This window comes from Vibrio splendidus 12E03 (assembly GCF_000272105.2).
Classification (GTDB): domain Bacteria; phylum Pseudomonadota; class Gammaproteobacteria; order Enterobacterales; family Vibrionaceae; genus Vibrio; species Vibrio splendidus_I.
Genome location: NZ_AJZD02000182.1, coordinates 1 through 11,603, shown reverse-complemented (window position 1 = coordinate 11,603; position 11,603 = coordinate 1). Strand labels below are relative to the sequence as shown.

The 11,603-nt window shown below is 42.9% G+C and carries 11 protein-coding genes; 6 read left to right on the top strand and 5 right to left on the bottom strand.

Features of this window, described 5'->3' with window-relative positions; translation table 11 throughout:
* The first annotated feature begins 198 nt into the window (after positions 1–198).
* On the top strand, positions 199–375 hold the full coding sequence (locus A142_RS25150) for a hypothetical protein (protein ID WP_019821234.1): 177 nt from the start codon (positions 199–201) through the stop codon (positions 373–375).
* 36 nt (positions 376–411) lie between these two features.
* Here the strand turns inward: A142_RS25150 and A142_RS12605 are convergent, their stop codons facing one another.
* The 5 genes from A142_RS12605 to zipA form a co-directional block, all read right to left on the bottom strand.
* On the bottom strand, positions 412–777 hold the full coding sequence (locus A142_RS12605; RefSeq protein ID WP_019821232.1) for a DUF2799 domain-containing protein: 366 nt from the start codon (positions 775–777) through the stop codon (positions 412–414).
* Positions 778–840: 63 nt separating this feature from the next.
* Positions 841–2,232 (bottom strand): hypothetical protein, encoded by a 1,392-nt coding sequence (locus A142_RS12600; protein WP_019821230.1) that lies wholly within the window; start codon positions 2,230–2,232, stop codon positions 841–843.
* On the bottom strand, positions 2,213–2,368 hold the full coding sequence (locus A142_RS25420; protein WP_017093856.1) for a hypothetical protein: 156 nt from the start codon (positions 2,366–2,368) through the stop codon (positions 2,213–2,215). Before A142_RS25420 ends, A142_RS12600 begins: the two co-directional genes overlap by 20 nt.
* A gap of 399 nt (positions 2,369–2,767) precedes the next feature.
* Positions 2,768–4,780: an NAD-dependent DNA ligase LigA gene (gene ligA / locus A142_RS12590; RefSeq protein ID WP_019821225.1), complete on the bottom strand. Its 2,013-nt coding sequence runs from the start codon at positions 4,778–4,780 to the stop codon at positions 2,768–2,770.
* Positions 4,781–4,872: 92 nt separating this feature from the next.
* The gene (gene zipA / locus A142_RS12585; protein ID WP_019821224.1) at positions 4,873–5,916 is read right to left on the bottom strand and encodes a cell division protein ZipA; all 1,044 of its coding nucleotides are present in this window, start codon (positions 5,914–5,916) and stop codon (positions 4,873–4,875) included.
* A 229-nt stretch (positions 5,917–6,145) separates the two neighbouring features.
* Between zipA and cysZ the strand changes: the two genes are divergently transcribed.
* The 5 genes from cysZ (at position 6,146) to crr (ending at position 11,147) form a co-directional block, all read left to right on the top strand.
* The gene (gene cysZ, locus A142_RS12580) at positions 6,146–6,904 is read left to right on the top strand and encodes a sulfate transporter CysZ (RefSeq protein WP_019821223.1); all 759 of its coding nucleotides are present in this window, start codon (positions 6,146–6,148) and stop codon (positions 6,902–6,904) included.
* Between the two features lie 237 nt (positions 6,905–7,141).
* A complete protein-coding gene (cysK, locus tag A142_RS12575; protein WP_019821221.1) occupies positions 7,142–8,110 on the top strand; it encodes a cysteine synthase A in 969 nt (322 codons plus the stop codon).
* A 302-nt stretch (positions 8,111–8,412) separates the two neighbouring features.
* Positions 8,413–8,670 carry an HPr family phosphocarrier protein gene (locus A142_RS12570; protein WP_004734263.1) on the top strand — a complete coding sequence of 86 codons (258 nt, stop codon included), beginning with the start codon at positions 8,413–8,415 and terminating at the stop codon, positions 8,668–8,670.
* Positions 8,671–8,806: 136 nt separating this feature from the next.
* On the top strand, positions 8,807–10,531 hold the full coding sequence (gene ptsI / locus A142_RS12565; RefSeq protein ID WP_019821220.1) for a phosphoenolpyruvate-protein phosphotransferase PtsI: 1,725 nt from the start codon (positions 8,807–8,809) through the stop codon (positions 10,529–10,531).
* A 106-nt stretch (positions 10,532–10,637) separates the two neighbouring features.
* Positions 10,638–11,147 (top strand): PTS glucose transporter subunit IIA, encoded by a 510-nt coding sequence (gene crr, locus A142_RS12560; protein WP_004737851.1) that lies wholly within the window; start codon positions 10,638–10,640, stop codon positions 11,145–11,147.
* Positions 11,148–11,603: the final 456 nt, after the last annotated feature.

Genomic DNA, 11,603 nt, shown 5'->3' with positions numbered 1-11,603 from the left:
ACCTGCATTTATAGATACTTATCACAACCAAAAATCAATAAGTTACTGATTGATATATTTAAATTAGCTATTGTTATTTTTTATTGAAAATTTTTATATAACTTTGACCTTTCATCAACCATATACATAATTGAGTATTAAGCATGACATTTGAATGCTGTTTATTTTATTTTTTGGTAAGTATGAAGGATGGAAAATATGAAACTTGTAACTTTAGCACTAGCTTCAGTGTTTATTTTTTCAGCTCCAGTCTCTATTGCACAAAACAACGCAGGAAAAGTATTTGGTGCAGGTGTCCAGTGCACATTCAGTGACGGAGCGATTAAGCAACTGCCCCGTGAACTGTGCAAAGCGTATGGTGGAAAACATCAATAATGACAATGGGTAGGTTTAAGTTAATCGTTTCTAAGCCTACCTAAACTTATAGAAATCAGCACCAATAAATGCGTCCCAGCCTCTTTGCCACTCTGCTTTGATCATCACCTCCTGAGGCATATCGGCACATTGATCTGTGTACCTTGTTCCTTTGATGCCTTTTTCAAATGCTTTGTAGGGATCACAGAACTCTAATTTTCCTTTTTCATAACCGGCAAGATAAGCAGATTCATCAAACTCTACCTTTTCTTTGATACTTGCCAACGAGTCATTATCTATCGTGTACCCACGAGAGCCAAAGCGCTCACCTTGACCATACCAAAACTCAGAAGCTGTTTTCGGTGGAGAGGTGCATGCGGCTAAACTAAAAGCGATTAATGTAACGGGAATAATACGTTTCATAAATATCTCCTAAAAAGCAAAAAAGCTGGGCACTAGCCCAGCTTCAATTACCATGTCATCAACTTACTTTACAGAAAAAGGAATTGTTAACATAAGTTTAAAGTCTTCTTCATCTTGGAATAAGTTCGTGTAACCAGTCCAGTTTGGTGCATCGGTGTCATTGTAGTAGTTAGTGTAGTAGAAACTAACATTTGCGTCTTTCAAAGCACCCGCTTGAATTGCGTAGTTTGCAAAGAAGCTGTATGAGTACTCTGTTAGATCCTCGAACCCTTGAGCTTCAGAACCAAAGCCGTACGCGCCGTTCACACCAGCACTAAAGCCTTTACCACCGATATCAGAGAAATCACGAGCTGCTGATAGGAAGAAAGCAATTTCACCATCATGGTTAAAGTCAGAACGGTTATTCCACCAGATGTCGTAAGCGCCATTTGAGCCACCATACTGACTAGTCAGACGGTAAGCCATATTACCAGCTAGAGCTGAGTCAACTGATTCTGCTGCGGTATATGTAGCTTCAGCACGGTAAGAGTATTGACCTGAAGAAAACGCTGTTAGCATCGCAGCTTGGAATGCAGTGCTGTCATACTGCTCGTCATCATCAACTACATAAAGTTGTGGAGACCAGTATAAACCACCATCCGTGGTGCCCTTAACCTTAACATGGAAGTTCTTACGATCGCCGTCTGTCAATGCACCGTAGCCAACATCAACTGAGATACCATTTTGCATAGCATAACGACCACCTATTGAGTATAGAGTACCCGCATCTTCGCCATTTGTAGTTTGGAATTCATACGTTTCTTTGAACCAAGGAGCTTTGTACTCATCAGCAACAACCAAGCCTAGAGATAGATCACCAAATGTCGCACCAACTTCACCACCCATGTAAGTACCAGGGGCAAAAGACCAGTTAACTCCTAGAGAACTTGGTACTGATGGTTGGAAATAACCAAGTTTAGCTGTAGCACTGTCACCAAACTTGAATTTAGCACTTGCTGTAGCAAACGAAACGCCGTTATCAGTACAGTCAGAATCCCAAGTACCTGAACAACCGCTATCAGAAGGGTTCTTATCATATGGGTTATCAACACCCCAAAAGTTCATCTCATGGTCTGGACCACCATTGTTCCACATGTCAAATGTTGAATAAATAACAACATCTGCACCAGCAACACCACCAATATAACCAGAGTTAAAACCTAAATTAGCAAAAACTGAACCATGGTCTAGGTTAGTTACTTTTTTAGTATTGTTGCCATTCGCATCGACGTTACCACGGTCACGAGCACGCATGAAAAAGTTTAGGTTACCGCTAATAGTCGACTCAGAGAAGAACTCTGACGCCTGACTTGCATACTCAGGACCGATTGGATCTTCAGCCATAGCTGGAGCAGCAGACAGTGCACCTACCATTGCTGCTGTAATCGCAGATACTTTAAAAAATTTGTTTTCCATGGAATAAAACTCCTAAAAATGGATATAGCTGTTTGAATATTTCCCGCCTAAAGTTGGCCGCCGTAGAGAGAAATACCTTTTCTTGTTTGAGAACCCTAAACTCTGAATTCTCTATTTCCTTTCTGGTTATGCACATCGTGTGCATCCATGGCATTAAGACTAACTTCGCCCTCAAAAAGATCAATGAGAACTTAATTTTCATCTAAAAAAATATGAGTTGGTGCAAATTTAGTAGGTACTTAGTGATCCAGATCGATAAATTGTAAAGCTCACAATCAAAAACAATAAAAACAATAAAAACAATAAAATATCAAACACTTAACCCATTAGCACTCTTATAAAGATAGAAGTGACTCGCATTTTTGATACAACTATAACGGTATTTCATTAATGTTGAGCAGCGTCACTGTCCTGATTTTAGAGTTCGTATAGGAACAAAATTCTCAACAATTAAAAAGCCCTCATTTTTATATCAGAAACAAAAAAGGCACTCCCTTGAAAGGAGTGCCTTTGAGCTTTCTTTATCTGTATTTACTTACGAAATAAGGGCTATTAGATCTTCTTCTGTTCTTATTTCGATACCTAAATCTTGTGCTTTAGTTAATTTAGAACCCGCAGCTTCACCGGCAAACAAGATGTCCGTTTTCTTCGATACACTACCCGTCACTTTCGCACCTAATGCTTGTAACGCCGCTTTCGCTTCACTGCGACCCAGTTGAGAAAGTGACCCGGTCAACACAACAACCTTACCTTCTAGTGGTAGCTCTTGGTCATCCGCAGCTTCTTCGATGACAGGCCAGTTAACGCCAAGTTCTATCAGCTGATCGACTACCGCTCTATTTTTCTCTTGCGAAAAGAAACTTGTGATATGTCTAGCGACGATGTCACCAATATCGGACACTTCCACTAATTGTTCATGAGTTGCAGCTTGAACCAGCTCCAGCGCTTTAAAGTGTTGCGCCAAGTTCATCGCAGTTGCTTCCCCCACTTCACGAATACCTAGCGAGTAAAGGAAACGTGCCAATGTTGTATCTTTGGCTTTATTAAGAGCACTCACCACATTTTGCGCCGATTTCGGCCCCATGCGGTCAAGAACTGTAATCACTCCCGCGCTGAGCTTGAACAAGTCAGCGGGCGTTTCTACCATTTCACGGTCTACAAGTTGCTCTATCACCTTTACGCCAAGGCCATCAACATCCAATGCCTTTCTCGACACAAAGTGCTTAAGCGCTTCTTTACGCTGCGCCTGACAGACTAAACCGCCAGTACAACGCGCTACAGCTTCGCCCTCTACGCGCTCAACTGCAGAATTACATACTGGGCAAGCATCAGGGAAAACAATGTCTCTAGCTGTTTCAGGGCGACGATCTAGTACAACAGCCACAATTTGCGGAATAACGTCACCGGCACGACGGATAATCACGCTGTCGCCTACCTTCACGCCTAAACGCGCAATCTCATCGGCATTGTGTAAAGTGGCATTACTGACCGTCACGCCGCCTACGAAGATAGGTTCCAGTTTAGCAACCGGCGTAATCGCGCCAGTACGGCCCACCTGAAACTCAACGTCATTGAGCAGGGTAATCTCTTCTTGAGCTGGGAACTTATAAGCAATTGCCCAACGTGGCGCTCTAGCAACAAAGCCAAGCACTTCTTGAGCCGCGATATCGTCGACTTTGATAACAACGCCATCAATCTCGTAAGCCAGAGCATCACGACGAGTCATAATATCTTTGTAATAGGCTTTCACATCTTCGAGAGAGCTCAGTTGCTTAGTCTCGGGACACATAGGTAAGCCCCAACCTTTAAGCTGTAAGAAGCGTTGGTAGTGACTATTTGATAGCTCAGCGCCTTGTACAACACCGACACTGTATGCGTAGAAAGCCAATGGACGTTTCGCTGTAATACGAGAATCAAGCTGACGTAGGCTACCTGCAGCGGCATTACGTGGGTTAACAAAGACTTTCTCGCCTTTCTTCAACGCCAACTCATTCAACTTATCGAAACCCGCTTTTGGCATAAACACTTCGCCACGAACTTCAATACGCTCTGGCCAGCCTTCACCTTGCAACTTAAGTGGGATAGAGCTGATAGTACGCACGTTTTCAGTGATGTTTTCACCCGTCGCACCGTCACCACGTGTCGCAGCCTGAACTAAGGTACCATTCACATAGAGCAAGCTAACTGCAAGGCCATCAAGCTTAGGCTCACAACAGAAAGTTTTGAGATTCGCGGTGGGTGCTCTATCTGACATACGCTTATTAAACGCATCTAAGTCTTCGTCAGAGAATGCATTGTCTAGAGAAAGCATTGGGATCTCATGAGTCACTTGAGTGAAGCCATCGAGAGGCTGACCACCAACACGTTGGCTTGGCGAATCTACCGTCACTAGCTCGGGGTTCTCTTCTTCGATCTTTAGCAATTGCAGCATTAATCGATCGTACTCGACATCAGGGATCTCAGGGCTATCTTCTACGTAATAACGAACGGCGTGATAATGCAGAGTTTCTCTTAACTGCTCTAAGGTAACTTGAATCGATTCTTTCATATCATTCTCTGTCGTGATTGAAATATCAAAAAGGGCTCCCTTAGGAGCCCTTTTCTATAAATATAGATTATTTACAAGGCTAAACAATACGACTAGGCATTCGATGCCGTCATAAAGTCTCTGATTTGCTTGCGGTATTCAGATAAACGGTTTGGTGTCATTAAGTTGCGTGATTCATCCAATACGTTTCCGCCCATATCATCGGCAATTTTCTGCGCCGCACTCAACATCACATTGAAGTTCTGATCAGCTTGACCGTAACAAGGCAACGTCATAAAGAACGAAATGCCTTTAGTCGTGAAGTCAGCAGGGTCATCATGTTCTAGCGTTCCCGGCTGCATCATGTTCGCGACACTGAAGATAACTTTTGGCTCGTCACTAGATTGTGCAAAGCAGTGGTAGATAGACATCTCACCATAAGTTAGACCGTTGTTCTCCATGCTGCGGAAAAGTTCAGTACCCACGAATGGGATCTCTCCAGCACAATGAACATTAAGAACAATCACTTCTAAGCCAAGTTCTTCATCTGGCTGAGTTTCTTCAACGGGCGCACTTTGCGTAGTCACGACTTCTTTCGCAACAACTGGCTCTCGTTGAGTAAGCGTTTCGTTTGGAACAAGTGGCTCATCAACCGTCTCAGAGGTTTCTTCAAACGAACCGTACTGCTCTTTAAAGCCTGCATGGTTTTCTTTTTGTTCATCGGTCAACTCAAAGCTTGGAACTTCAGACTCAACAACCTTCTCTTCCTCAAGCTCTTCCGGTTCACTCTCAATCTTGATTGGATCTTCAACACTGAAAGAAGGAAGATCATTCAATTCGATATCGTCTTCGCGAGCTTCTTTCACTTGTGGTGCTGTAAGTGGATCTGAATCGATCAGCGGATCAGTCGCAGATGGCGAAACAGCAAAATCCGGTTCTTTACGTTCTTTTCGGATTATCTCAAAATCATCTTCTGGGGCGAATGAACGATTTGGGATAGTTTCTGCTTCATCTAAGCTATCGTTATCAAGCTTACCAAGCGGCTTATCACCAAACTTTGCTTTCCCTTCTTTTTTACTCGTCCACAGACCGTGGAACAATAATGCGGCGATAGCTAATGCGCCAACAATAATGAGTACAAATCGCAATTCCTGCATTTTTCGCTCTCAGCTTTCTTAGTCAACTAGCTATAAACACGCTGTCACTAAGTTGGGTTAATTTGGCTAATCTCACTACTCTATCAAAAGTAGCCACTGTTTTAGAACAACTTAATACAATTAGTTCCTTACATGGTGTGATTTTCACCACGCTTTTTTTCTTAATTTCGGTCGAGTACACTAGACATGTTTGCTATTTAACCAAATTCACATGTGACCTAATTTAAATATGACTATTGAATCTGTTCCCCGCTCCGGCTTTGGCTATTTTATTTTCGGAATAAAAATCGCTTTATCACCGAGCATTCGTAAGTTTGTACTAATGCCACTTATCGCGAACGTGTTACTCGTTGGTGGTGCCTTGTTTTATATCTTCTCCAACCTAAACACTTGGATTGAAAGTTGGATTGGTGCATTGCCAAGCTTCTTGTCGTGGTTGTCATACGTTTTATGGCCACTGCTTGTGTTAACCGTCTTGGCCACGTTCTCGTATTTCTTTAGTACGCTCGCTAACTTCATTGCCGCACCATTCAATGGTTTACTCGCGGAAAAAGTTGAAGAGTTGTTGAGTGGTAAAAAAGTTAATGACGATGGTTTACTTGATGTCCTCAAAGATACCCCACGTATATTAGCGAGAGAATGGCGCAAGCTTGTCTACATTCTGCCAAAAGCGATCGGTTTATTCCTACTTTTGTTAATTCCAGCACTAGGGCAAACCGTTGCACCGTTTTTATGGTTCATTTTCACAGCATGGATGTTAGCGATCCAATACGCCGACTACCCGTTTGATAACCATAAAATCAAGTTTGATGACATGAGAAACAATTTGAAACAAAAACAAGGCAAGAGCTACAGCTTTGGTGCGCTTGTTTCTGTGTTCACCACAATTCCGATTCTAAACCTGATCGTGATGCCCGTTGCCGTTTGCGGCGCGACGGCAATGTGGGTTGCTGAGTTTAAAGACCAAGCTCTGCGTTCTCGTCTATAGTTCTCGTCTATTACCCCGCCTATACTTCCTAGTTTCGCCTATCTTTTTGAAGTTCTGATTTCAATAAAGATAGGCGTCAATTCTGCTACATATCTATATGATATAACTTTTTAATCCTTTTACCTTTTTTTCAACTTGTTTAATCTAAATTCAAGCTGAACAAACATCGAAAGACACTAGACGGTAAAGTGATTGATATACTACGTTTAGTTCTGTCATTAAATGAAGGAATATCGCATGAGCAAGATCTACGAAGACAACACCCTAACGATTGGTAACACACCTCTAGTCCGCCTTAACAAAGTAAGCAAAGGTAACGTCCTAGCTAAGATCGAAGCTCGTAACCCAAGCTTCAGTGTTAAGTGTCGTATCGGTTCAAACATGATCTGGGAAGCAGAAAAAGCAGGTACGCTTAAGCCAGGTATCGAGCTTGTTGAGCCGACCAGTGGTAACACAGGTGTTGCACTTGCATTCGTAGCAGCAGCACGCGGTTACAAACTAACGCTAACTATGCCTGAATCAATGAGCCTAGAACGTCGTAAGCTGCTTAAAGCGCTTGGCGCAAACCTAGTGCTGACTGAAGCACCAAAAGGCATGAACGGCGCGATTGCTAAAGCAGAAGAGATTGTTGCTTCAGACCCAGACAAGTACCTACTACTGCAACAGTTCAACAACCCAGCTAACCCACAGATTCACGAGCAGACGACTGGCCCTGAAATTTGGGAAGCAACAGACGGCGAAATCGACGTGTTTGTAGCGGGTGTTGGTACGGGCGGTACTATCACTGGTACAAGTCGTTACATTAAAGGTGAAAAAGGCAAAGCGATCACTTCAGTAGCGGTTGAGCCAGCTGAGTCTCCAGTTATTGCACAAGCGCTTGCAGGTGAAGAAATCAAGCCAGCTCCGCACAAAATTCAAGGTATCGGTGCAGGTTTCATCCCTGGAAACCTAGATTTAGAGATTATTGACCGTGTTGAATCGGTAACTTCTGAAGAAGCGATTGAGATGGCTCAACGCCTAATGAAAGAAGAAGGTATTCTTGCAGGCATCTCATCTGGCGCGGCAGTTGTAGCAGCAAACAGAATCGCCGAACTACCTGAATTTTCAGGAAAAACTATCGTTACTGTACTACCAAGCTCTGGTGAGCGTTACCTAAGCACAGCCCTATTCGCTGGCATCTTTACGGAAAAAGAGAACCAACAATAATATGTGGTCAAATCAATTTTTCGTCCAAAAAAGCCCCGTTTAGGGGCTTTTTTGTTGATCCCTGCCCCACCTTTGGTAATATCGGGTCTGTTTTATTTTTCGCTTCAAAATAAAAGAAGCAATAAACAAATTCTGAAAGTCATGAGTACTCAGTAAAAGACGACCATGGCTGGATAAAAATTTATAACCAGTCTAAGTTCTAACACGAACATGGCGTACTAGCCTCTAGCGCATTTGGGCTAAAGCAGTTAAGCTAATCTGGTTACAAACTTACAAAAAATAAATTAATTGGGGTATATAAAATGTACGAGAAGCAAGTAGAAATCACAGCAGAAAACGGTCTTCACACTCGTCCAGCTGCACAGTTCGTTAAAGAAGCAAAATCTTTCGACGCTGACATCACAGTGACTTCTAACGGCAAAAGCGCTAGCGCGAAAAGCCTGTTCAAACTACAAACTTTAGGCCTAGTAAAAGGTACTAACGTTACTATTTCAGCTGAAGGTCCTCAAGCTCAGCAAGCAGTAGACCACCTAGTTGCTCTTATGGATCAACTACACTAATACGGTCTCCTTCTTTCAAAGCCATTTTGCATAGCAAAGTGGCTTTGTTCGAAATAGATAGGAATAAGCGCGACATTAGTCGACGACTTAAAGTCACACACTCTCCCGTTTACAGTTGAACAACTAAGGTAAGGCTATGATTTCAGGCATCCTAGCATCTCCTGGTATTGCTTTCGGTAAAGCACTACTACTTCAAGAAGATGAAATTGTCCTAAATACTCAATCTATCTCTGACGACCAAGTTGAAGCAGAAGTACAGCGTTTCTTTGACGCTCGTAACAAATCTTCTCAACAACTTGAAGTTGTTAAGCAAAAAGCACTTGAAACTTTTGGCGAAGAAAAAGAAGCAATCTTTGAAGGCCACATCATGCTGCTTGAAGATGAAGAGCTAGAAGAAGAGATTTTAGCACTCATCAAGAAAGACAAGATGCACGCAGACAACGCGATCCACACTGTGATCGAAGAGCAAGCTGTTGCACTAGAGTCTCTTGATGATGAGTACCTAAAAGAACGTGCAACTGATATCCGTGATATCGGTACTCGTTTCGTTAAAAATGCTCTAGGCATCAACATTGTATCTCTAGCAGACATCAATGAAGAAGTTATCCTAGTAGCTTACGACCTAACGCCATCTGAAACTGCACAAATCAACCTAGACTACGTTCTTGGTTTCGCTTGTGACATCGGCGGTCGTACATCTCATACTTCAATCATGGCACGTTCTCTTGAGCTTCCAGCTATCGTTGGTACTAACGATATCACTAAGCAAGTTAAGAACGGCGACATGCTTGTGCTAGACGCGATGAACAACAAGATCATCATCAACCCTTCTGAAGCTGAATTAGCGGAAGCTAAGAAAATCAAAGCAGATTTCGAAGCAGAAGCGGCTGAACTAGCAAAACTAAAAGATTTGCATGCTGAAACTCTAGACGGTCACCGTGTAGAAGTTTGTGGCAACATCGGTACAGTAAAAGACTGTGACGGTATCCTGCGTAACGGCGGTGAAGGCGTTGGTCTGTACCGTACTGAATTCCTATTTATGGACCGTGACGCGCTTCCTACTGAAGAAGAGCAATACGTTGCTTACAAAGAAGTAGCTGAAGCAATGGAAGGCGAGTCAGTGATTATCCGTACTATGGATATCGGTGGCGACAAAGACCTACCATACATGGACCTTCCACAAGAGATGAACCCTTTCCTAGGCTGGCGTGCAGTACGTATCAGCTTGGATCGTCGTGAAATCCTACGTGACCAACTACGTGGCATCCTACGCGCATCTGCACACGGTAAACTACGTATCATGTTCCCAATGATCATTTCTGTTGAAGAGATCCGTGAACTGAAAAAAGCAATCGAAGAGTACAAAGTTGAACTTCGCGCTGAAGGCCTAGCTTTCGATGAAGAAATCGAAATCGGCGTAATGGTTGAGACTCCAGCTGCTGCTGCAATCGCACACCACCTAGCGAAAGAAGTATCTTTCTTCTCTATCGGTACTAACGACCTAACGCAATACACTCTTGCGGTAGACCGTGGTAACGAAATGATTTCTCACCTATACAACCCACTATCTCCTGCTGTTCTTACAGTAATCAAGCAAGTGATCGACGCATCACACGCTGAAGGTAAGTGGACTGGTATGTGTGGTGAGCTTGCTGGTGATGAGCGTGCAACGCTACTTCTTCTTGGTATGGGTCTAGATGAGTTCTCTATGAGCGGTATCTCTATCCCTAAAGTTAAGAAGGTAATTCGTAACTCTAACTTCGCTGAAGTTAAAGCTATGGCTGACGAAGCACTATCTCTACCTACAGCTGCAGAAATTGAAGCTTGCGTAGAAACATTCATCGCTGAGAAAACTCAGTAATCGCCAAATGCTTAATAAAGTTAGACGGCTAAAAATAGTCGTCTAATTTGTTAGATTGGTATAGTATATTCTACAGAATAAAACTAAACGTTAGGAGCATGACACAATGGGTCTGTTTGACAAACTGAAAAAGCTTGTATCTGATGACAGCGCTGATGCTGGTGCAATCGAAATCATCGCACCTCTTTCTGGTGAAATCGTAAACATCGAAGACGTGCCAGATGTAGTTTTCGCTGAAAAAATCGTTGGTGACGGCATCGCTATCAAACCAGCTGGCGACAAAATGGTAGCTCCAGTTAACGGTACTATCGGTAAGATCTTCGAAACTAACCACGCATTCTCTATCGAGTCTGACGACGGTGTTGAGCTTTTCGTTCACTTCGGTATCGATACTGTTGAACTTAAAGGCGAAGGCTTCACTCGTGTAGCTGAAGAAGGTCAATCTGTTAAAGCTGGTGACACTATCATCACTTTCGACCTAGCGCTTCTAGAAGAGAAAGCGAAATCTACGCTTACTCCAGTTGTTATCTCTAACATGGACGAAATCAAAGAGCTGAACAAGCTTTCTGGTTCTGTAACTGTTGGCGAAACTCCAGTTCTTAAAGTAACTAAGTAATTTCGATTACTTAACTGCTTTAATAAAAACGCTACCCAAGGGTGGCGTTTTTTGTGCCTGCTATATTGATCGAGTTCCTTAAACAACGGTTCTTGTTACCGCTCCTCACCTTGTTGTAAATAATCCCTCAACGAACCACAGCATTACCAATCCTTGATTGCCAACCAACCACTCTGCTTTGTTATTAAACCGTGTTAAACGCTATTCTAGGCGCTGTTCCCACATGTTAAATCACGAGAGATGACTTTCGACCACAACAAAATCCCTGATATCTCGTTCTACTCGATTCTGGGATGACGGCATGTGGACTTGTCGACTTATAGTTAACCCGTCATTCCCTACAGTGAGGAACGTGATAGGGAATCTCGCTTTTTCTTCTCTTAACCAACATTGCACTTTTCCAAATACACCTTCACCTAATTTCAAGCAATAAAAAACCCAGCCGAAGCTGGGTCT

Bases quoted from the DNA above. Each gene is read 5' to 3' on its own strand.
- A142_RS25150 (WP_019821234.1), top strand. From the start codon at position 199: ATGAAACTTGTAACTTTAGCACTAGCTTCAGTGTTTATTTTTTCAGCT.
- crr (WP_004737851.1), top strand. From the start codon at position 10,638: ATGGGTCTGTTTGACAAACTGAAAAAGCTTGTATCTGATGACAGCGCT.
- A142_RS12605 (WP_019821232.1), bottom strand. From the start codon at position 777: ATGAAACGTATTATTCCCGTTACATTAATCGCTTTTAGTTTAGCCGCA.
- ligA (WP_019821225.1), bottom strand. From the start codon at position 4,780: ATGAAAGAATCGATTCAAGTTACCTTAGAGCAGTTAAGAGAAACTCTG.
- A142_RS12600 (WP_019821230.1), bottom strand. From the start codon at position 2,232: ATGGAAAACAAATTTTTTAAAGTATCTGCGATTACAGCAGCAATGGTA.
- cysK (WP_019821221.1), top strand. From the start codon at position 7,142: ATGAGCAAGATCTACGAAGACAACACCCTAACGATTGGTAACACACCT.
- cysZ (WP_019821223.1), top strand. From the start codon at position 6,146: ATGACTATTGAATCTGTTCCCCGCTCCGGCTTTGGCTATTTTATTTTC.
- ptsI (WP_019821220.1), top strand. From the start codon at position 8,807: ATGATTTCAGGCATCCTAGCATCTCCTGGTATTGCTTTCGGTAAAGCA.
- A142_RS25420 (WP_017093856.1), bottom strand. From the start codon at position 2,368: ATGTGCATAACCAGAAAGGAAATAGAGAATTCAGAGTTTAGGGTTCTC.
- zipA (WP_019821224.1), bottom strand. From the start codon at position 5,916: ATGCAGGAATTGCGATTTGTACTCATTATTGTTGGCGCATTAGCTATC.
- A142_RS12570 (WP_004734263.1), top strand. From the start codon at position 8,413: ATGTACGAGAAGCAAGTAGAAATCACAGCAGAAAACGGTCTTCACACT.